This is a genomic window from Rhodobacteraceae bacterium IMCC1335 (genome assembly GCA_039640495.1).
GTDB lineage: Bacteria > Pseudomonadota > Alphaproteobacteria > Rhodobacterales > Rhodobacteraceae > Thalassovivens.
Window position 1 is genome coordinate 504011 of the sequence record CP046864.1, and the last position, 20965, is coordinate 524975.

Annotated in this window: 18 protein-coding genes; 6 read left to right on the forward strand and 12 right to left on the reverse strand. The window is 53.1% G+C overall.

The annotated features are described in order from the left end of the window. The 3 genes from gcvP to xylA all read left to right on the forward strand — a co-directional run bounded on the left by gcvP (position 1) and on the right by xylA (position 5762). Positions 1-2850, forward strand: a complete 2850-nt coding sequence (gcvP, locus tag GN241_02480; protein ID XAT56321.1) for an aminomethyl-transferring glycine dehydrogenase — start codon at positions 1-3, stop codon at positions 2848-2850. A 147-nt stretch (positions 2851-2997) separates the two neighbouring features. After that, complete coding sequence (gene xylB, locus GN241_02485) at positions 2998-4458, forward strand: xylulokinase (GenBank protein XAT56322.1); 1461 nt, start codon at positions 2998-3000, stop codon at positions 4456-4458. Continuing rightward, on the forward strand, positions 4455-5762 hold the full coding sequence (gene xylA / locus GN241_02490) for a xylose isomerase (GenBank protein ID XAT56323.1): 1308 nt from the start codon (positions 4455-4457) through the stop codon (positions 5760-5762). Before xylB ends, xylA begins: the two co-directional genes overlap by 4 nt. Positions 5763-6346: 584 nt before the next feature. Here the strand turns inward: xylA and GN241_02495 are convergent. From GN241_02495 to GN241_02525, 7 genes are all read right to left on the reverse strand, one after another. Then, complete coding sequence (locus GN241_02495) at positions 6347-6646, reverse strand: hypothetical protein (protein XAT56324.1); 300 nt, start codon at positions 6644-6646, stop codon at positions 6347-6349. Positions 6647-7015: 369 nt separating this feature from the next. After that, on the reverse strand, positions 7016-8005 hold the full coding sequence (locus GN241_02500; GenBank protein XAT56325.1) for an ABC transporter substrate-binding protein: 990 nt from the start codon (positions 8003-8005) through the stop codon (positions 7016-7018). A gap of 43 nt (positions 8006-8048) precedes the next feature. Next, positions 8049-8897, reverse strand: coding sequence for an ABC transporter permease subunit (locus GN241_02505; GenBank protein XAT56326.1), 849 nt, complete (start codon positions 8895-8897; stop codon positions 8049-8051). Further along, on the reverse strand, positions 8894-9811 hold the full coding sequence (locus tag GN241_02510; protein XAT56327.1) for an ABC transporter permease subunit: 918 nt from the start codon (positions 9809-9811) through the stop codon (positions 8894-8896). Before GN241_02510 ends, GN241_02505 begins: the two co-directional genes overlap by 4 nt. Further along, positions 9808-10590, reverse strand: a complete 783-nt coding sequence (locus GN241_02515; GenBank protein ID XAT56328.1) for an ATP-binding cassette domain-containing protein — start codon at positions 10588-10590, stop codon at positions 9808-9810. The genes GN241_02510 and GN241_02515 overlap by 4 nt, the downstream gene beginning before the upstream one ends. A gap of 73 nt (positions 10591-10663) precedes the next feature. Beyond that, positions 10664-12124, reverse strand: coding sequence for a dihydropyrimidinase (hydA, locus tag GN241_02520; GenBank protein XAT56329.1), 1461 nt, complete (start codon positions 12122-12124; stop codon positions 10664-10666). Positions 12125-12147: 23 nt separating this feature from the next. Next, positions 12148-13398 carry a hydantoinase/carbamoylase family amidase gene (locus GN241_02525; protein ID XAT56330.1) on the reverse strand — a complete coding sequence of 417 codons (1251 nt, stop codon included), beginning with the start codon at positions 13396-13398 and terminating at the stop codon, positions 12148-12150. Between the two features lie 252 nt (positions 13399-13650). On the opposite strand from GN241_02525, the gene GN241_02530 reads away from it, so the two are divergent. Both GN241_02530 and GN241_02535 read left to right on the forward strand, forming a co-directional pair. Then, complete coding sequence (locus GN241_02530) at positions 13651-14286, forward strand: TetR family transcriptional regulator (GenBank protein XAT56331.1); 636 nt, start codon at positions 13651-13653, stop codon at positions 14284-14286. Continuing rightward, positions 14283-14909: a TetR family transcriptional regulator gene (locus GN241_02535; protein ID XAT56332.1), complete on the forward strand. Its 627-nt coding sequence runs from the start codon at positions 14283-14285 to the stop codon at positions 14907-14909. The genes GN241_02530 and GN241_02535 overlap by 4 nt, the downstream gene beginning before the upstream one ends. A 5-nt stretch (positions 14910-14914) precedes the next feature. Here the strand turns inward: GN241_02535 and preA are convergent, their stop codons facing one another. Then, a complete protein-coding gene (gene preA, locus GN241_02540; GenBank protein XAT56333.1) occupies positions 14915-16219 on the reverse strand; it encodes an NAD-dependent dihydropyrimidine dehydrogenase subunit PreA in 1305 nt (434 codons plus the stop codon). A gap of 48 nt (positions 16220-16267) precedes the next feature. Beyond that, positions 16268-17602, reverse strand: a complete 1335-nt coding sequence (locus GN241_02545) for an NAD(P)-binding protein (GenBank protein ID XAT56334.1) — start codon at positions 17600-17602, stop codon at positions 16268-16270. Between the two features lie 128 nt (positions 17603-17730). Here GN241_02545 and GN241_02550 point away from each other — a divergent pair, with 128 nt between their 5' ends. Continuing rightward, on the forward strand, positions 17731-18648 hold the full coding sequence (locus GN241_02550; GenBank protein ID XAT56335.1) for an EamA family transporter: 918 nt from the start codon (positions 17731-17733) through the stop codon (positions 18646-18648). A 117-nt stretch (positions 18649-18765) separates the two neighbouring features. Here GN241_02550 and GN241_02555 read toward each other — a convergent pair whose 3' ends face one another. Genes GN241_02555 through infA form a run of 3 tightly spaced genes read right to left on the reverse strand, consistent with a single transcriptional unit; the run spans position 18766 to position 20599 of the window. After that, on the reverse strand, positions 18766-19800 hold the full coding sequence (locus GN241_02555; protein ID XAT56336.1) for a ribonuclease G: 1035 nt from the start codon (positions 19798-19800) through the stop codon (positions 18766-18768). Continuing rightward, positions 19797-20375, reverse strand: coding sequence for a septum formation protein Maf (gene maf, locus GN241_02560; GenBank protein ID XAT56337.1), 579 nt, complete (start codon positions 20373-20375; stop codon positions 19797-19799). Before maf ends, GN241_02555 begins: the two co-directional genes overlap by 4 nt. A gap of 5 nt (positions 20376-20380) precedes the next feature. Continuing rightward, complete coding sequence (gene infA / locus GN241_02565) at positions 20381-20599, reverse strand: translation initiation factor IF-1 (GenBank protein XAT56338.1); 219 nt, start codon at positions 20597-20599, stop codon at positions 20381-20383. Between the last annotated feature and the right edge of the window lie 366 nt (positions 20600-20965).

Consider the following 20965-nt stretch of genomic DNA (forward strand, 5'->3'; position numbering starts at 1 on the left):
GTGCCTTTTACCCCAACCGACTATCTGCCTTATGACTTTGCAAATCGCCGCCATATTGGCCCATCGCCGCAGGAAATGCAGAAAATGCTTGGGCTGCTTGGGTGCGATACGCTGGATGCGTTGATCGATGATACGCTGCCCAAATCGATCCGCCAAAGCCAGCCACTTGATTTTGGCAAGGCCAAATCTGAGCGCGAGCTTTTGCATCACATGCGCTTGACCGCGTCAAAAAATAAAGTGCTTAGCAGCTTGATTGGGCAGGGCTATTACGGCACCGTTACGCCACCGGTGATCCAGCGGAATATTTTAGAAAATCCGGCATGGTATACGGCCTATACCCCCTATCAGCCAGAAATCAGCCAAGGCCGTTTGGAAGCATTGTTAAATTTTCAAACCATGGTCACCGATTTAACCGGGCTTGAAATTGCCAATGCCTCGCTGCTGGATGAAGCGACGGCTTGCGCGGAAGCGATGACAATGGCGCAACGCGTTGCCAAATCAAAAGTCAAAGCGTTTTTCGTGGATGAAAATTGCCATCCGCAAAATATAGCCGTGATGCAAACCCGGGCCAAACCCCTGGGGATTGAGGTGATTGTAGATGCGCCTGAACGTATGGTTGCGGATCAGGTATTTGGCGCGATTTTTCAATATCCGGGCACCTATGGGCATGTGCATGATTTCACGCAAGCGATTGCCGATTTGCATGCGGCAAAAGCCATCGGAATAATCTGCGCGGATCCGTTGGCGTTGACGCTTTTGAAAGAGCCCGGCGCTATGGATGCTGATATCGCCGTTGGCAGCACGCAGCGCTTTGGCGTGCCGGTTGGCTATGGCGGTCCGCACGCGGCCTATATGGCCAGCAAAGAAGCTTATAAACGGGCCATGCCGGGGCGCATTGTGGGCGTGTCGATCGACAGCCATGGGGGCAAAGCCTATCGCCTGTCTTTGCAAACCCGCGAGCAACATATCCGCCGCGAGAAAGCCACCTCAAACGTCTGCACAGCGCAAGCGCTGTTGGCGGTGATGGCGTCTTTCTATGCAGTGTTTCATGGCCCTGAAGGCTTGAAAGCGATCGCGCAGCGGATCCATCGTAAAACCGTGCGGCTGGCCAAAGGCTTGGAAGCTGCGGGGTTCAAAGTAGAGCCGGCGGCGTTTTTTGACACCATCACTGTGCATGTCGGGGTACTGCAAAAAACGGTGATGCAGGCCGCGGTGGCCGAAGGGGTTAATTTGCGCGCCGTGGGCGCGGATAAAGTGGGCATCTCGCTGGATGAACGGACGCGCCGCGCCACCACTGAAGCGGTGTGGAGGGCCTTTGGAATCACCCATGCAGATGATGATTTAAGCCCCGATTATCGGGTGCCAGAGACCCTGCATCGACGCAGTAAATATTTGGAACATGATGTGTTTCATATGAATCGTGCGGAAACCGAGATGATGCGGTATATGCGCCGCTTGGCCGATCGTGATCTGGCGCTAGATCGGGCGATGATTCCCTTAGGCTCCTGCACGATGAAGCTGAATTCAGCGGCTGAAATGATGCCGGTAAGCTGGCGCGAATTCTCTTTGCTGCATCCGTTTGCGCCAAAAGATCAGGCGCTGGGCTATGAAGAAATGATTGCGGATCTATCGGATAAATTGTGCCAAATTACCGGCTATGATGCGATTTCAATGCAGCCAAATTCAGGCGCGCAAGGGGAATATGCGGGTCTATTAACGATCGCTGAATATCACCGGTCGCGCGGTGAGGGGCATCGCAATATCTGCCTGATTCCAACCTCGGCGCATGGCACTAACCCGGCCAGCGCCCAAATGGTGGGCTGGACGGTTGTGCCCGTCGCCTCGGCTGAAAACGGCGATATTGATGTTGCAGATTTTAGGGCCAAAGCGAAACAGTACAGCCAGGATTTGGCAGGTTGCATGATCACCTATCCCTCAACCCATGGCGTGTTTGAAGAAACCGTGCATGAAGTCTGCGGGATCATTCATCAGCATGGCGGCCAGGTCTATATCGATGGCGCGAATATGAACGCGATGGTTGGCCTGTCGCGCCCGGGTGATTTGGGCGGTGATGTCAGCCATCTCAATTTGCACAAGACCTTTTGTATTCCCCATGGCGGGGGCGGGCCGGGCATGGGCCCAATTGGCGTGAAAGCGCATTTAACGCCGCATCTACCAGGGCATCCAGAAGGTGAAGGCGAGGTGGGGCCGGTCTCTGCAGCACCATTCGGCTCGCCGTCATTATTACCAATCAGCTGGGCCTATTGTTTGATGATGGGCGGTGAAGGCCTTACCCAAGCTACGCGGGTTGCGATCTTAAATGCCAATTACATCGCCAAGCGGCTCGAAAGCGCGTTTGATGTTTTGTATAAAGGTCCAACGGGCCGCGTGGCGCATGAATGCATTTTGGATGTACGACCCTTTGCCGATAGCGCCGATGTGAGCGTGGACGATATTGCAAAACGCCTGATTGATTGCGGATTTCACGCACCAACGATGAGCTGGCCGGTTTCGGGCACGCTGATGGTTGAGCCGACGGAATCTGAAACCAAAGCCGAGCTAGATCGCTTTTGTGATGCGATGCTTGCGATCAGAAGCGAAATTGCCGAGATCGAGGCGGGCCGCATGGATCCGACGAATAACCCGCTGAAAAATGCGCCGCATACGTCGAATGATCTGATTGGCGATTGGCATCGCCCGTATAGCCGCGAGCAAGGCTGCTTCCCGCCCGGTGCGTTCCGCGTTGATAAATATTGGCCACCGGTGAACCGTGTCGATAATGTTTACGGGGATCGCAATCTGGTTTGCACCTGCCCGCCAATGTCAGATTATGCGCAAGCGGCAGAATAAGGCCTTGATTTTGCAAGCCCGCGCTTGGCGCCGCTGAACTGTTTGTTTGGCGGCGGCATGGTGCCTTATTTTTGCTGGCGCAGTTAGAGACTTGAACCCTGATTGGGAACGTGGTTTCCATAAGCTGAGACTTATCTGGGGGCGCAGATGGACGCATGCTTTCTTGGGATTGATTTGGGTACGTCGGGGCTTCGGGCGTTGCTTGTCACGAAATCGGGTGAAATCATTGGCGAGGGAGAGGCGCATTATAGCGTTTCAAACCCGGCCGATGGCTTTAGTGAACAGGATCCTGCAGATTGGGTTTTGGCCTGCCAAGTCGCCTTGGGCGCGCTGCGGCAGGCCTTCCCAGAAGCGTATCGCAGCGTTGCTGGTATTGGCGTGGCAGGGCATATGCATGGCGCCACTTTGCTTGACGCGGCCGGCGCGGTGCTGCGCCCTTGCATTTTATGGAATGACACGCGCAGCCATGCCGAGGCCGCCGCATTAGACGCTGTGGAAAACCTGCGCGCCTTATCCGGTAATATTGTTTTTCCTGGCTTCACCGCGCCAAAATTAATGTGGGTTGCGCGGCATGAGCCTGAGATCTTTGCCAAAATAAAGCGCGTTTTGCTGCCCGCCGCCTATCTCAGTTTTTGGTTAACCGGTGAAGCCGTGGCAGATCTATCAGATAGCGCTGGTACCGCGTGGTTGGATGTGGGGGCGCGCGATTGGTCGCCGGCGCTTTTGGCGGCCTCTGGCATGACATTGGGTCAGATGCCACGGCTGGTCGAAGGCTGTGCTTGCGCGGCTAAGCTGGATCCCGCGCGCGCCGCCGAATTGCACTTATCACCAGAGGCGCATGTTGTTGGCGGAGCGGGAGATAATGCCGCGGCCGCCTGCGGGGTCGGGGCGCTTGATGAGGGCGATGGTTTTGTGTCGCTGGGGACTTCGGGCGTGTTGCTGGCCGCGCGCGATGGCTATGCACCTTTGCCGGCTTCGGCGGTGCATACGTTTTGCCATGCGGTGCCCGATCGCTGGTACCAGATGGGGGTTATCCTTTCGGCCACTGATAGTTTGAACTGGCTGTCAAATATAACGGGCTGCAGCCCTGCAAAAATGACGCAGGCTTTGGGTAAGACGCTTACAGGCCCCTCAGATGTGAAATTTTATCCCTATCTTTCGGGGGAGCGTACGCCACATAATGACGCGCAAATTCGCGGTGGTTTTGCCGGGATTGGGCACCGCAGCTCTCAGCAGGATATGACGCAAGCGGTTTTGGAAGGTGTCAGTTTTGCATTGCGTGATTGCCTTGAGGCGTTGCGAAAAACCGGTGCGAATCCACAATCCCTGCTGGCGATTGGCGGGGGCACAGCGTCCGATTTTTGGCTGCAAACGCTGGCAACCGTTTTGAATCTGCCGCTTGATCTGCCTAAATCGGGTGAGTTTGGCGCGGCGCTTGGCGCGGCGCGACTTGCCATCGTGGGGATCACCAAACTACCCCCTGAACAGGTGATGACCAAACCCGAAATTGCCCGCCGCATCCTGCCCAATGCGGCGTTACAAACAGAATATGAGAAAGCCTATCGCCATTTCGCGACCCGGTTTGAATATGTGAAGGAGTTGCAATGAAACATCCGTTTTTTGAAGGGTTTTCGCCCATAGAATATGAAGGTCCGGACAGCACGAACCCGATGGCGTTTCGACATTATAATCCCGATGAAGTGGTGCTGGGCAAGCGGCTGGAAGATCACTTGCGCTTTGCGGTTGCTTATTGGCACAGTTTTGCCTGGGAAGGCGGCGATCCCTTTGGTGGCCCGACGTTTGAGCGGCCGTGGCACCCACAAAATTCGATGGAAAAAGCGCGTCTGAAAGCCGATATCGCTTTTGATATGTTTGCGCTTTTGGGGCAGCCCTATTTTTGTTTTCACGATGCGGATATTCGCCCTGATCAAGGCAATTTTGCCGATAATTTGGCAAGTTTGAACGAGATCACCGATTATATTGGCGCTAAAATGCTAGCGGGGGGGCCGAAACTGCTTTGGGGCACCGCGAATATGTTCAGCCATCGGCGTTGGATGGCCGGGGCTTCCACCAATCCTGATCCTGATATGTTCGCTTTTGCGGTGGCAACGGTCAAATCCTGCATCGATGCCACGCATAAACTTGGCGGAGAAAACTACGTTTTGTGGGGTGGGCGCGAAGGTTATGAAACCCTGCTCAACACCGATTTGGGCGCAGAACTGGACCATATGGGGCGGTTTTTGAACATGGTTGTCGATTACAAACATAAAATTGGTTTTAAAGGCACCATTTTGGTGGAACCAAAACCGCAAGAACCCTCGAAACATCAATATGATTATGATGCGGCCACATGTATCGGTTTTTTGCGCAAATACGGGCTTGAGAATGAGGTGAAGCTTAATCTCGAGCAAGGCCATGCGATCCTTGCGGGGCATTCTTTCGAACATGAGTTGGCTGTGGCGGCGGCAGAAGGCATGTTGGGGTCGATCGATATGAACCGCAATGATTACCAGTCGGGCTGGGATACGGATCAATTTCCCAATAACGTCCCGGAAGTGGCGCTGGCCTATTATCATATACTAAAAAGCGGTGGTTTCAGCACGGGTGGTACGAATTTTGACGCGAAATTACGGCGCCAATCCTTAACGGCTGAAGACCTGCTGGCCAGCCATATCGGTGCGATGGATATTTGCGCGCGCGGCTTGAAAGCCGCCGCGGCGATGTTGGAAGATGGCGGATTGGAAACGGCCTTGAAACAGCGCTATGCGGGCTGGCAAACGCAAGAGGCGCAAAACATGCTGGCCAGTGATTTTGATCAAATCACCGCGCGTGTTTTTAACGAGGGTATCAACCCAGAACCGAAATCAGGGCGGCAAGAGGTTTTGGAAAATTACGTTAACCGATTTGTCTAAATCGCAGGGCGCCTGAAACCTGCTCATGCTTTTGGTCGACCGCTTTTGGCAGCCTGCCAACATCCTGCCGATTTTAAAACCGGTTGAGATTATCGATGTCGGGGCGGCGTATATGCAATGTTCTGAGGCAGTTCTGCCTGAACATCACGGGCTCTTCGTAAGGATGTGCCTGATAAATTGCAGCTACCACCTCCTTGAGCATGGCGTCCGATTGTACGAGAAAAAAAGCAGATCTCGATCTAAGGGTACTTACACAGCTTGATCTGTCGTACAATTGTGCTCAGTGCTCAGTGCTCAGTGCTCAGTGCTCAGTGCTCAGTGCTCAGTGCTCAGTGCTCAGTGACCCAAAATGTTGCAGACCCTGCGTACGCATGAGGCTAAGGGGCTCGCACGCCTGCCAAGTCAATGCCCTGTTGCCTACCACAGCCAGCTCCCAATCCTTTGTATTATGCTGCAATATCTGCAGCGTTATACTTATTAAGCCGGTCTTGTAGGAAGACCGGCCTATGTGGTTTTGCAAAAGCCTCATTCTTGACCGCCCGCTGTCAAAGCGTTTTTGCGGCTCATGGGCAGAGCCCAAGCCATCAGCCTTGTGCCTGCACTTCCTGCAAAACATAATTTCGTGTTTTGAAACCGCGAGCGGGTTTCATAAACCCTTTGCCCAAAAGCGATTTGAATGCACGGTGATAGGTTGCATGCGAAATATCGCGCGCCAAAGTATGGCGGGAAAGATCATGCGCGACAAACTCTCCATCTTCACCGGCCACGTCGGTTGCTGCATATAAGATATCGCGCTCGGTTTGGGAAAGCGTATGCAACCCCTCATTCTTTTCCATATCTTTAATCATGGCGCGCAAATGAATTAATTGTGTGAAATGTCTCAAACTGGTCACCCTAAAAAAATAAAAAAAATACTAGAACGAGGCTAAAATAAACACCTCTAAAACTGAATTTTACAGAAGAAAAAAGCAAAAATAAAGCAGAAAACCTTTCGGGATGAGAAAAATGTAAATTTTTCTACTGGCGGCGGGATCAGGACTGCAGAGCTTGCGCGTGTTGAGATGCTTGATCAGCGCAGGGCAGGCGTTAAATACGCCTGAGAGGAGAAGGCAGGAACGCGCACCATGTTGGCGCGGCTGCCCTTTTGCTTGGCCGTTGTATTTGATAAAAAATGGCCAGCCGCGTTATAAATGCGCAGCTGGCCGAAGTGAAAAACCTTTGCATGGCCATTTCTGGCCGCGTGTTTTCAAGTTTTACTTAAGGGCTTTATCGGTGATTGCATGCGTCCAAGCCCCGCTTGGTTTGGCGGTGATCACCGGATCTGACCCGCCTGCCATCAAGGTTGCCACTGTACGCTCGTAATCGGCCGGGTCCAATGTGCCGTTTGAGCCGGCGGTGAGTTTGGCGATTTCCCCCATCATGCGCACTTGATGTGCCTCGGTTTGGGCGCCTGATTCATCATTGTCCAACACGATATTTGCGGCCTCACCAGGGTTGGCTTCCGCATATTTCCAGCCCTTCATCGAGGCGCGTACGAAGCGGACCATTTTATCGGCGAAGGCTGGATCTTTCAGGTTATCTTCCAAAGCATAGATTCCGTCTTCCAAAGTGGCGACGCCCTGATCCTCATATTTAAATGTGACCAATTCATCCTCGGATACTCCGGCATCCAAAACCTGTCCAAATTCATTATAGGTCATGGTGGAAATGCAATCGGCTTGGCGCTGCAACAGTGGATCCACGTTGAAGCCTTGGCGCAACACGGTAACCCCATTATCGCCACCCTCGGTGGAAATACCTTCCTGGCTCATCCAGCTTAAGAAAGGGTATTCATTGCCATAGAACCAAACACCGATGGTTTTGCCTTTGAAATCGGCGGGGCTTTTGATCCCTGTATCTTTCCAGCAGGTCAGCATTAAACCTGAGCTTTTAAAGGGCTGGGCAATATTCACCACAGGCAGACCTTTTTCGCGCGCTGCCAAAGCAGAGGGCATCCAATTCAGCATCGCATCAGCGCCGCCGCCGGCCAGAACTTGCGGGGGGGCGATATCGGGCCCACCTGGCAAAATTGTGACATTCAGGTCTTCTGCGGCGTAAAATCCTTTGTCCAACGCCACGTAGTAGCCAGCAAATTGGGCCTGCGTCACCCATTGCAATTGCAGCTTCACATCATCGGCGGCTTGCACGGTGGTGGCTGCGGCTGCAGCCATCAGCGCCAGGGCACTTGATAGAATGGTTTTCATCATTTTTCTCCTAGTTGGTTTTGGTGGTTTATCATTTTCTCTGCTACGAGCCTCTTTGCGAGGGGTGCCAAAAGGTGACCCCCTTTTCTATTATTGCGACGGCGCCATAAAATGCGCTTCCCGCCAGCGCAGCAACCACGATTTCTGCCCAGACCATATCAAGCGCCAATTGCCCGACAGAGGCGGAAATTCGAAACCCCATACCCACGACGGGTGAGCCGAAAAACTCGGCAACAATGGCGCCGATCAGGGCTAGCGTGGTTGAAATTTTTAACCCGTTAAACATAAAAGGCATCGCGGCGGGTAGCCGCAATTTTAAAAACGCTTGCGCCGGGCGCGCGGCGTATGTGTGCATTAAATCACGTTGCATGGCTGTGGTTTCGCGCAATCCGGCGACGGTGTTCACCAGCATTGGGAAAAACACCATGACCACCACCACTGCGGCTTTCGATTGCCAGTCAAAGCCAAACCACATCACTAAAATTGGCGCGGTACCAATGATTGGAAGCGCCGCGATAAAATTTCCCACGGGTAACAGCCCTCGGCTTAAAAAATCAAACCGGTCCACCAGAAATGCGGTGAGAATCGCGGCGCTGCAGCCAATCAGATATCCGCGCAGAGCGCCTTTGAGAAAGGTTTGTACAAAGTCTTTCCAAAGAATTGCCAGATTATCTGCCATAGTGTCGACCACCAAGGAGGGTGGTGGTAAAATCACCAAAGGCACGTTGAGGCCGCGCACCAGCATTTCCCAAACCAGCAATAAGGTCAGGCCAAACAACGTTGGTACGATCACTTTGACCAATCGCGTGCCGGAGGCGGTGCCATTGGCCAGTTTGACATTGAGCGCCCAAGCCGCGATCCAGACCACAATGCTGAAAAAAACAATGCTCATGACATTCCCATTTTTTTCAACGTTAGTCTTTGGATCAATCCAACCAGCGCCACCAAACTGGCGGCTACAATCGCGGCCATGAACAAAGCCGACCAGATTTGCACGGTCTGCCCATAATAAGACCCAGCCAAAAGTCGGGCCCCTAGGCCGCGCACGGCGCCTGTGGGCAATTCGCCAACAATCGCCCCAACCAAACTGGCGGCAATTCCAATTTTTAGCGATGCAAAAAGATAAGGCAACGAGGCGGGCAGGCGCAATTTCAGCAGGCTTTGAGGCGCAGAACTGTTATAGGTCTTCAACAAATCAAGCTGCATCCGATCAGGGCTGCGCAATCCTTTCACCATTCCAACGACCACGGGGAAAAAGCTCAGATAGGCGCTGATAAAGGCTTTCGGCAATAGGCCTTGGATGCCTATAGAATTCAGCACCACGATGATCATCGGTGCAATGGCCAAAATCGGAATGGTTTGCGAGGCGATTGCCCAAGGCATCACACTCATATCCATCGCCCGGCTATGCACAATCCCCACGGCAAGCAAAATACCCATGCCGGTGCCGATTGCAAAGCCAAGCAAGGTAGCGCTCAGGGTGATCCATGCGTGAAACACCAGGCTTCGCTTCGAGGTTATTTTTTTCTCAACCGTGGTTTTCCAAAGCTCGCTGGCCACTTGATGGGGTGCAGGAAGCCGCGGGCGGTCTTGCGAAAAGGTTGCCGCGATGGCGAAACTATTCGTCGCCACAAGCCCAATAGCCGAGAGATCCCTCCGCTCTTTTGCACCGGCCGGAACCACGTCAGCCCCTGCGCGCTCGGCGGTGGTGAGGGCGGATTTTATATTCATGGGCACCACCGCCACATACCAAGCGGCCAGCAAAGCCAATATAACCGTTAGAATGGGCAGCAGCTTTTGTGTCATTCTGCGTCATGCCCCGCGCGAAGGCCTTCGCGCACCCGTTGCGCGATCGCGATAAAATCTTCTGAATCGCGAATATTCAGCGGGCGTTCCTCTGGCAGGCTGCTCTCGATCACATCCGTAATCCGCCCCGGGCGCGGCGACATGACAACAATTTTTGTTGATAGATACACAGCTTCGGGAATTGAATGGGTGACAAATCCGATGGTTTTATGCGTGCGTTTCCAAAGTTTGAGCAATTGCTCGTTCAAATGGTCCCGCACGATCTCATCCAGCGCCCCGAAAGGTTCATCCATCAAGAGGATATCGGCATCAAAAGCCAAGGCCCGGGCGATGGAGGCGCGCTGCTGCATCCCGCCTGACAATTGCCATGGAAATTTCTTTTCAAAATCGGACAGTTCGACCAGTTCCAGAACGTTTTTTACCCGCTCGGCCTGTTCGGCTTTGCTGAACCCCATGATTTCAAGCGGCAAGCGGATATTGCCGCCAATGCTGCGCCAAGGATAAAGGCCTGCGGCTTGAAACACATAGCCATAGGCGCGGGCCTGGCGCGCGGCGCTTGGCGAGACGCCATTGACGGTGATGCTGCCGCCAGTAGGTTGTTCGAGATCTGCCATTACCCGCAAAAACGTGGTTTTGCCGCAGCCTGATGGGCCGATAAAGCTAACAAATTCCCCTTTCCTAACATCAAGGCTCACGTTTTTCAGCGCATGAACGGCACCATCCCCCGTTGCAAATGTAAGGGATAAATCATTGGCAGAGATCACTATTTCCTGCGCCATTTTAGGGGGTTTCTACTTGTGGCAAAAACATATTGTCCTTTCGCTGGTCTTTCGACTTGCTCTCCACGCTTTTTTAAATCCCGGCTGGAATATTCATTGGATCGCGATGGATTTGTTTTGGGGCTGTTAGGGCTTTCCATTTGCTCAAGGCCGCATTGGCATCTGGAAAGGCAGGGCGGGGCACGAAGCGGCCGCGGCCGGGATTGGGTTGGCTGTTTTGACCCCAGGCCCAGATCACATCGCCGCGGCTGATCGTAAAGCGCGATTGTGCGCTGACATTGAAGCCCTCAAATACATTATAATCCAAGATTGAATGATGGTTCGAGACGCTAATGGTTTTAGAAATTTTTGGATCCCAAACCACAATATCAGCATCTGCCCCTTCCACAATTGCCCCTTTCTTTGGATAGATATTCAGAATTTTCGCAATATTGGTGCTGGTGACGGCCACGAATTCGCTGGGGGTCAATCGCCCGGTTTCAACGCCCTCGGTCCACAGCACCGCCAAACGTTCTTCAAGGCCGTTTGAGCCATTTGGAATCAAGCAGAAATTATCCTTGCCCATCAGTTTCTGCTCGCTGGTAAAGGCGGCATGATCAGTGGCCACAACTTGTAGAGAGCCGGATTGTAAGCCGGCCCAAAGGCTGGCCTGATGCTCTTTATTGCGAAATGGCGGTGACATCACGCGCCGCGCCGAATGCATCCAATCACCCTTGAAATATTCGCTTTCATCCAAGGTTAGGAATTGTGCCAACGGCTCGCCATAGACGCGCATGCCTTTTTGGCGCGCCCGCCGGATCGCTTCATGGGCCTGCTCGCAGCTGACATGCACCACATAAAGCGGCACGCCGGCGGCATCCGCGATGGTGATCGCGCGATTGGCGGCTTCGCCTTCAAATTCAGGCGGACGCGAATAGGCATGGCCTTCGGGCCCTGTTATGCCTTGTTCGAGCATTTGCTGTTGCATATCGGCCACCAAATCGCCGTTTTCGGCATGCACCATCGGCAGTGCTCCGATTTCCTTGCAGCGTTTAAAGCTGGCAAACATTTCATCATCTTCGATCATCAGGGCGCCTTTATAGGCCATGAAATGTTTGAACGAGTTGACCCCCATATCAACCGCATCTTTCATCCCGTTGAAGATATCTTCATTCCAGCCGGTGATGGCCATATGATAGCCGACATCCGAACAGATTTGCGGCGCGGATTTGCGGTGCCATTCATTGATTGCGTTTTTGATCGACCCATCTGCCCCTGGCAGGCAGAAATCCACCACCATCGTTGTGCCGCCTACGGCGGCGGCCCATGTGCCCGTTTCAAAGGTTTCGGCCGCAGTTGTGCCCATGAAGGGCATTTCAAGATGCGTATGCGGATCAATTCCGCCAGGAATAACATAAGCGCCGGCGGCATCGATATATTCATCGCCGGTCAGATCTTCACCGATTTGTTTGATGGTCTCGCCTTCGATAAGGACATCTGCCTTCCAGGCGCGGTCGGCCGTGCAAACGGTTCCGCCTTTGATCACTTTGCTCATCTTGGTTCTCCTTTTATGCGCGGCTACTCTGTTATGATGGCAGTTTCGACAACCGCATGAAACAGCACATCGGCGCCCGCTGTTGCCCAGTCTTTTGTTATATCTTCGGCTTCATTATGGCTGAGCCCATCGACGCAAGGGCACATGATCATCGCGGTTGGGGCCACTTGATTGACCCAGCAGGCATCATGCCCCGCACCCGAAATGATATTCCTGTGGCTATAGCCCAAGCGCTCTGCGGCATTGCGCACAGTGCTGACACATCCCTCGTCAAAGGCCACTGGATCAAACCCACCAACCTTTTCAAACGTGACTTCAAGCCCCATGTCACCGCAAATTTTCTGCGCTCCGGTTTTCAGGCGGGTTTCCATATCTTCGATGACCGCCAAATCTGGGCTGCGGAAATCGATGGTAAACACAACCTGCCCAGGTATCACATTACGGGAATTGGGAAACACATCAATATGGCCTGCTGCCCCCAAAGCATCTGGGGCATGGCTCAGCGCGATCTCATCGACCAAATTTAAGACCCGCGCCATACCAAGGCCTGCGTTTTTGCGCATTGGCATCGGAGTAGAGCCGGTATGGGCGTCTTTGCCAGTGATGGTCACTTGCGTCCAGCTGAGGCCTTGGCCATGCGTAACCACGCCAATATCCACCCCTTCAGCCTCTAAAATCGGTCCTTGTTCGATATGCAATTCGAAAAACGCATGCATTTTGCGCGCGCCCACCGCTTCTTCACCGCGCCACCCGATGCGGGTGAGCTCATCGCCGAAAGATTTGCCGTCACTATCGGTGCGGGCATAGGCCCAGTCTTGCGTATGGATCCCCGCAAATACACCCGAAGCCAGCATGGCCGGCGCAAAGCGGGTGCCTTCTTCATTGGTAAAATTGGTAATAACGATGGGGTGTTTCGTGCGAATGCCCAGATCATTGAGGCTTCGAATGATCTCTAAACCGCCCAATACCCCTAACACGCCGTCATATTTGCCCCCCGTGGGCTGCGTGTCGAGATGTGAGCCGACATAGACCGGCAAAGCATCGGGGTCGGTTCCAGGGCGCATGGCAAACATATTTCCCATTTGATCCACGCCCATGCTGCAGCCTGCTGCAACACACCATTTTTGAAAGAGATGACGCCCCTCGCCATCTTCATTGGTGAGGGTCTGACGATTATTGCCACCCGCGACCCCGGGTCCAATTTCAGCCATATCCATCAGGCTGTTCCAAAGCCGGTCGCCATTGATCTTAAGGTTTTCTCCGGGTGCGGCCATCTGTGCCTCCTTTTGCCATGCTGCGCAAGCTTGATCACAGCCGTTTCGAACATCTATGATCAAGCTTGCGCAAAATGCGCGATCTTTGGCGTGTTTCAAGCAAAGGCTTGATTGTGCCAAAGCCCCGATCGGTTGGTAATTCGCAGACTTTTTAATTTGCGATTGCTCTGTTAAACTAGAGCGTAACACGGTTGACCATCTAGTCAAGATTGTTTCTTTTGCAGCGAATGACTTGGGCTCCAAATTAAGAAAGTGCTTATTTTGAAAGCGGCAAAAGCGCATATTCGAGCGGAAAATGAACGGCTGATTCTGGAAGCAGGCGAGCGCATATTTGCGCAGCACGGATTTCGCGGCTCAACCATGCAAATGATTGCGGATCAGGCGGGCCTTCCCAAAGCCAATCTGCATTATTATTTTGATTCAAAAGAAAAATTATATCGCCGTGTGGTTGAAAAAATTTTTGAGATCTGGTTGCAAGCGGCCAGTAGTTTTGAAAATTCGGATGAACCGAAAGAGGCGTTGAAACTCTATATTTATGAAAAGATGCAAATCAGCCGCCGGCATCCTTATGGATCAAAAGTTTGGGCCAATGAGGTGATGCAAGGCGCGCCTATAATCCAGGATTTTCTAGAAACGCAGTTGCGCAGTTGGACGGATGGACGCATCGAAAGTATTCAAGCATGGATTGCAGCGGGAAAAATTCGACCGGTCGAGCCGCGTTGGGTGATGTATATGATTTGGGCGACAACGCAGCATTATGCTGATTTTGGACATCAGATAGAAACCTTGAACGCGGATGCGCCGCTTAGCGAGGCGCAATGGGAGGCGGCCAGCGAGACGGTGTTTGAGGTGATTTGGAACGGCTTGGAGCCCAAACAGAGCTTATGAGCAAAACAACCTCTCCCTCAAAGCCGCAAACGCGGATTCAAAAACGCAATATCATGATCATTCTTGATGCAGCGCTCGATGTGTTTTCAACCTATGGGTTTCGGGGCACCACGCTGGATCAAATCGCGCGTCAGGCAGGTTTGTCAAAACCCAATGTGCTCTATTATTTTGATGGCAAAGAAGCGATCCATTTGGCGTTGCTAAGCCAGCTTTTGGAAACCTGGCTGGATCCGCTGCGCGCGATTGACCCGCAGGGCGATCCCAAAACCGAATTGATGCGCTATATCCGCCATAAGTTGCAAATGTCGCGCGACTTTCCCCGTGAGAGCCGGTTATTCGCCAATGAAATCGTTCAAGGTGCGCCGCGTATGGAGGCATTTTTAAAGGGGGATCTGCGAGATTTGGTTGATGAAAAAGCGTCCGTGATCCAAGCTTGGATGGAGGAAGGCAAGCTTACCCGGTTGGATCCTTTTCACCTGATTTTTTCGATTTGGGCACTGACCCAGCATTATGCTGATTTTGAAGCCCAGATTCGTTTGGTGCGCGGTCCTAATATCGTGCAGCCGCATGATGGGTCAGAAGATTTTTTGGATCAGGTGTTTCAAAAACTCCTGACCCCGTAATTCTTTTACTCAGCCGCCTGCGCGCTTGGATTGTTTGGATGTTGTGTCCAATTCAAAGGTTCTGGTGTGATCACCCGGTTGGTGCGCTCATCCAAAGCGCCAACGGGAAGAGTTTCCATTGTGATACAATCTTCGACAGGGCAAACATTCACACAGAGATTACACGCCACGCATTCGTCATCCTTAACCTCAAACACCCGATCGGCACTCATCGATATCGCTTGATGGCTGGTATCTTCGCACGCCGCGTAGCAGCGCCCGCATTGAATGCAATCTTCTTGGTTGATCCGCGCTTTGGTCACATGATTGAGGTTGAGATATTGCCAATCGATGACTTGGGGAACGGCTTTGCCGATAAAGTCATCTACCGCGGTGTAAGATTTTTCATCCATCCATTCAGACAGGCCCGAAATCATCTCTTGCACGATTTTGAACCCATAGGTCATTGCCGCCGTGCAAACTTGTACATTTCCTGCCCCCAAAGCCATAAATTCAGCCGCATCGCGCCAAGTTGTAACCCCGCCAATCCCTGAAATCGGCAGGCCTTGGGTATCTGCATGGCGGGCAATCTGAGCTACCATATTCATCGCAATCGGTTTCACGGCAGGCCCGCAATAGCCACCATGGGTGCCCATGCCGTCAATCGTTGGGGTCGGGGCCATGATGTCAAGATCAACACCTGTGATCGAGGTAATGGTGTTGATCAGACTGACCGCATCCGCGCCACCGCGCATGGCGGCCTGCGCCGGTTGGCATATATCGGCAATATTTGGCGTTAGTTTTACAATACAGGGCATCCGGCTATGCTGTTTGACCCAGCGCGTGACCATTTCTACATATTCTGGCACTTGGCCCACGGCGGATCCCATACCGCGTTCGGCCATACCATGCGGACAGCCAAAATTCAGCTCTAGCCCATCGGCTTCGGTTTCTTCGACATGCGCCAAAACGGCTTTCCACGCCTCTTCCTCGCATGGCACCATTAACGAGACGATCAAAGCGCGATCCGGATAATCGCGTTTCACCGATTTGATTTCTCGCAGATTGATTTCCAATGGCCGGTCGGTGATCAGTTCAATATTATTGAGGCCCAGAAGGCGGCGATCCGCGCCCCATATCGCGCCATAACGCGGCCCGCTGACATTCACAATCGGAGGGCCCTCTGAGCCGAGGGTTTTCCAAACCACGCCCCCCCAGCCGGCTTCAAACGCCCGGCGGACATTGTATTCTTTATCCGTCGGTGGCGCTGAGGCCAGCCAGAAAGGGTTGGGAGATTTGATGCCAATAAAATTGCTGGTTAAGTCTGCCATCGTCTATGTCCTTTCTTTGCCGCGTGTTCAAAGCGGCGTCTCAGGGCGTCAGCCCATAAGCGTTTGATGAATGTTTTCGGCGGCATCGCGGCCTTGCGCCACGGCAGTCACTGTCAGATCATCGCCGCCCGCCGCGCAATCCCCTCCGGCCCAAACTTTAGGATGTGAGGTTTGGCCATTTTCGGAAACCGCGATTTTTCGCCCCTCAAGCGTCAGCTCTGCGGGGGCGTCATGTAAAGTTTGTCCAATTGCTTTAAACACCTGATCTGCGGCCAGCCGAAAGGTTTCACCGGTGCGTTCAAGGCCGTTTTCTGAACTTCGCGTATAGGCGAATTCAATTTCGCGTATGGCGCCATTGCCATGCACCGCGATGGGCTCTGCATTGGCGATAATATTCACGCCTTTGGTTGCCGCCAAATCCTGCTCATACAGTGAGGCATTCATTTGTGCGCGCCCCCGTCGATACACCAGATGGACATGCTCTGCCCCAAGCAATTTTGCCTGCACCGAGGCATCCACCGCGGTCATTCCACCCCCGATCACCACGATATTGCGGCCTATTTCAAGCGCGGCCAAATTCTCGGATTGGCGCAATTCATGGATGAATTCGACTGCATTTTCGACGTTATCAATATGCTCTGAGGGCAGCCCAAGCGCGTTCACGCCGCCAAGCCCCATGCCTAAAAAGACAGCGTCATGATCCTCAAGCAGCTGCGGTAATTGAAGGTCTTGACCAAGCCGTTGGCCCAGATGCAGCTGAATGCCTCCGATTTGAAGCAACCAATCCACTTCGGCAGCCGCAAAATCATTGGTCGATTTATAGGCGGCAATTCCAAATTCGTTCAAACCGCCGGCTTTTTGCTGGGCGTCAAATAGGCTGACCTTATGGCCATGCATCGCCAAACGATGCGCGCAGGCCAATCCGGCGGGTCCAGCGCCGATCACGGCGATTGTTTTGCCGGTTTCTGCAGCCCGCTTAAACGGGTGGGTGCCTTTGATCATCAGACTGTCTGTTGCATAGCGTTGTAAACGCCCGATTTCGACCGGCTTGCCCTCTGCGGCTTCACGCACGCAGGCCTCCTCGCATAGCGTTTCTGTTGGACAGACTCGGGCGCACATGCCCCCAAGGATATTTTGCGTAAATATGGTTTTTGCCGCTGCATCCGCGGTACCAGTGGCGATTTGACGAATGAATAGAGGAATATCAATATCGGTGGGGCAAGCGGTTATGCAGGGCGCGTCATAACAAAAATAACAGCGATCTGCGGCGACCAGCGCCTCGTGCCCGTCCAAAGCGGGATGCAGATCAGAAAAGTTCTGTTGATAGGCCTCAGCGCTGAGGCGATGTGTTGCAATGCCGGATTCAGAATGCGAGTGTGACATGCTGCTCTTTCCTTCAGTCTAACGAACGCTGAATAGTGGCACATAATAAAATTTTTATCAATTGGTAAAAAAATTGAGAAATCAAAGCTGTTTTGGGTTATGCTGCCCGCAGATGCAGCGAAAATGGAATGAAGGTTAATTTGCACAAAACCACCTTATACGCGCATGCGAGCATGGTTTTGTTTTCGCTTTTGGTTGCCGGGTCTTTTCCGATCGGGCAAGTGATCGCTTATCAGATCGATCCAATCGCGCTGACCTTTCTGCGGTTTTTGCTGGCCTCTGTTTTGCTGGGCGCGTTTTTAGCCTGGCGCGGCGCGTTTCGAAGCGCTGATTTTCGTCCTTTGTGGCGCTTTCTTCTATTAGGGGGAAGCTTTTCCTTTTATTTTATTTTCATGTTCGAAGCGCTGGAAACCGCGACACCTGTGTCGACTTCAAGCATTTTCACGTTGATGCCCTTCATCGCAATCTGCTTGGATCGTGCATTTTTTGCCAAGCGTGCAGGGTGGCCGCTGCTGCTGTCTTTGATGCTTGGCGCCTGGGGCGCCTTGATTGTCGTGTTTAAAGGCGAGCTTTCCAACCTGCTGGCGCTTAGTCTTGAGCGCGGCGAGGGGCTGTTTTTTCTAGGCACGGCGGCGCATGCGTTTTATGCGGTGATGGTGCCAAAGCTGCGCCGCGGAGAATCGGCGCTGGTGTTCAGCTTCGGCGTGATGGTGGCGGCAACCCTGTTGATTTTTATCGCGGCGCCGCGCCCGATTTTGGCGCTTGATGTGACACAATTGGGGGCGCCAGTTTATTGGTCTTTGGTATATCTGGCTGTTTTCGCAAGTATTTGCAGTTTCAGTTGTTTGAATTACGCCTCTGCCTATTTGTCGAGCGGCCAACTGACCGCCTATACATTTTTAACACCGTTTTGGGTGGCGTTGCTTGGTCTGCAATTTTTAGAGCAAAAAATTGCGCCCTATATGATGATGGGCGGCAGCTTAATTTTGATCAGTCTGATTTTCTTGCTTCTTTTGGGCCGACAAAGGAGTCAGGCAAAGTCTTAAATCCGCTTTGCCGGGCGCGTAAAAGGGGTTTATGTCAACAAGGCGCGCAGACGCCTTGCAAAGAGTAAAGCATCCCGCGTCTCGCTTTTTTGATGCCGTCGGGGGGAGCTGGGCGCCTTAGCTGAGCCACGCGTCCAGCTGCGCAGCTTTGAGCGGGGCACGGACCCGCGCGCGCTGCAATTCGATCAACCCAAGCGTGGTCCAGCCAACGAAATTGGTTTCAATAGGTTCGGCGCGCAAAGCGGCTTTGAGCGCAGTTTCAACTTGCCGGCGATCTTTTTTCGCCATGGGCGCCGGATCAATCACGATTTGTCCGCCAAGGCCGCGCAGCCGAAGCTGGCGCGGTAAATCGCGCGCCATCGCTAGATTTGTTTTTAGTCCTGTTGCGGGTGATCCATCGCTGCCTGTATCCACATCCACGGCGGTAAAAGCGCGGGTTTGCTCGATATAATATCGGCCCTGCGCGATGGGGGTGTCGGCTTTGGTTAAGTCGCCAAGCTGATCCAGCACGCCGTATTCCGCAAAACAGCCATCATGGGTGATAATCTCGGCTGGCTCTGACCAATCCCGCCAGGCTTGCAGGTGCACGCCATCTGCGGCCGCCAAGCATAGCGGGGTACTTGACGTCTGCTCCGATATCTCTTGAGCGCGCGCCAGCATAGTTTCGGCATCGTCTAAAATATCTGTATCGTTACCCTCGGCGCAGGCTGATCGCAAAATCATTCCCATTTCCAAAGGGCCCAATGCATCATGTATCAGGGCCTGCAAAGCCTCGCGCCGGTCCTCATCGCGAATGCTGCGCGAAACGTTTAATCCGGGCGCCTTTGGCGTGACAATAACGTAGCGGCTTTTGAACAAGAGCTTGGCTGTCACCGGAATGGCTTTTCCTGGCTCGGCATAGCCTGTCACTTGTACATTTATCGCCTGGCCTGGCGCCAACCCTTTTATCTGGCGCAAAAATGCAGAGCCATCGGGGGTACGCAGGAACATACCGCCTTGGCCTTTCACAGGGCGGTCCGCAATTGCGCGATAGACCGTGCCAGGGGCGGGGCCGATACCCTCAAATAGCAGGTCTTCTAAGCGCCCATCCAGCAGTTTTGCGGCCGCGGGCTGACCTCCTAAATGGTCAAGTAAAATCAAACGCCCGATCATGATATGCCCTGATATACCGGGTAACCGGCGCTGTGCAGCAACCCTGCGGTTTCCGCCAGTGGCAGGCCTACTATTGCGCTGAAGGATCCGCTGATCCAAGGGATAAAGGCCGCTGCCGGCCCTTGAATGCCATAGCCCCCGGCTTTGCCGCGCCAATCCTCACTGTCTAAATAGGCCTGTTTTTCAAGCTGTGACAAGGGCTTCATTTTGACTGCGCTTTGCACCTCTTTTTGCCAAATTTTTTCACCTTTGCGCAGGGTGATTGCGGTAATCACGCGGTGGCGGCGCCCCGAAAGGGCGGATAAAAACCGGTCTGCCTCGGTGCGGTCTGCGGGCTTTCCCATGATCCTCCGCCCTAGCGCCACAGTTGTATCGCCGCATAAAATGATATCGCTTGGATCGGCTACAATCGCCTGGGCTTTAAGCAAGCTGATGCGGCGGCAATAGGCCCTAGGCAGCTCGGCTTTCAGCGGCGTTTCATCCACATCGGGCGGCATAATCGCATCCGCGCGCACGCCAATTTGGGCCAACAACTCTTTGCGGCGCGGGCTTGCAGATCCAAGAATAAGCCGCAAGGTTGTTATTTGAACCGGTAGTTGATGCGCCCTTTGGTCAGATCGTAAGGAGTCATTTCAACTTGCACCTTATCACCTGCCAAAACCCGAATACGGTTCTTGCGCATTTTTCCTGCCGTATGTGCGATGATCTCATGGCCGTTTTCAAGCTCGACCCGAAACGTCGCATTAGGCAAGAGTTCCTTAACGACACCTGGAAATTCGAGCGTATCTTCCTTGGCCATGGTCTCTCCTTTTTATCCGCTGCGCCCTTGCAATGAGCGCCGCCTTCCAATGAAGCTATTTTGCCTTTAATTCAAGCCTTCAATCGCATCTGCCGCGGATATGTTGCCCAAGCGCATCGTATTCAGGCCTATTTTGCGCCTGAAAAAGGGTTTATCGGCGGTTTTTATATTGACCCGTCGCTTTACCGCAACCGGCGCCTTTGCATTAAGTGCTTTGCTGCGCCATATGGAAAAGCCCTTGATTTATTACAAAAAACCCAGCATACACACCCAGCGACGTTATTTCTATCGACCTACTGCTCCAAACGGCCAGTCTTTCGATCTTGTTCTGACTGAGCCGAGCTGCCGCATGATGTGGGCAGATAA

What these genes read in the sequence shown, in the direction of transcription:
- xylB (XAT56322.1), top strand. Translation starts at nt 2,998, where the DNA reads ATGGACGCATGCTTTCTTGGGATTGATTTGGGTACGTCGGGGCTTCGG.
- xylA (XAT56323.1), top strand. Translation starts at nt 4,455, where the DNA reads ATGAAACATCCGTTTTTTGAAGGGTTTTCGCCCATAGAATATGAAGGT.
- GN241_02500 (XAT56325.1), bottom strand. Translation starts at nt 8,005, where the DNA reads ATGAAAACCATTCTATCAAGTGCCCTGGCGCTGATGGCTGCAGCCGCA.
- GN241_02505 (XAT56326.1), bottom strand. Translation starts at nt 8,897, where the DNA reads ATGAGCATTGTTTTTTTCAGCATTGTGGTCTGGATCGCGGCTTGGGCG.
- GN241_02510 (XAT56327.1), bottom strand. Translation starts at nt 9,811, where the DNA reads ATGACACAAAAGCTGCTGCCCATTCTAACGGTTATATTGGCTTTGCTG.
- GN241_02515 (XAT56328.1), bottom strand. Translation starts at nt 10,590, where the DNA reads ATGGCGCAGGAAATAGTGATCTCTGCCAATGATTTATCCCTTACATTT.
- hydA (XAT56329.1), bottom strand. Translation starts at nt 12,124, where the DNA reads ATGAGCAAAGTGATCAAAGGCGGAACCGTTTGCACGGCCGACCGCGCC.
- GN241_02525 (XAT56330.1), bottom strand. Translation starts at nt 13,398, where the DNA reads ATGGCCGCACCCGGAGAAAACCTTAAGATCAATGGCGACCGGCTTTGG.
- GN241_02535 (XAT56332.1), top strand. Translation starts at nt 14,283, where the DNA reads ATGAGCAAAACAACCTCTCCCTCAAAGCCGCAAACGCGGATTCAAAAA.
- preA (XAT56333.1), bottom strand. Translation starts at nt 16,219, where the DNA reads ATGGCAGACTTAACCAGCAATTTTATTGGCATCAAATCTCCCAACCCT.
- GN241_02545 (XAT56334.1), bottom strand. Translation starts at nt 17,602, where the DNA reads ATGTCACACTCGCATTCTGAATCCGGCATTGCAACACATCGCCTCAGC.
- GN241_02550 (XAT56335.1), top strand. Translation starts at nt 17,731, where the DNA reads ATGAAGGTTAATTTGCACAAAACCACCTTATACGCGCATGCGAGCATG.
- GN241_02555 (XAT56336.1), bottom strand. Translation starts at nt 19,800, where the DNA reads ATGATCGGGCGTTTGATTTTACTTGACCATTTAGGAGGTCAGCCCGCG.
- infA (XAT56338.1), bottom strand. Translation starts at nt 20,599, where the DNA reads ATGGCCAAGGAAGATACGCTCGAATTTCCAGGTGTCGTTAAGGAACTC.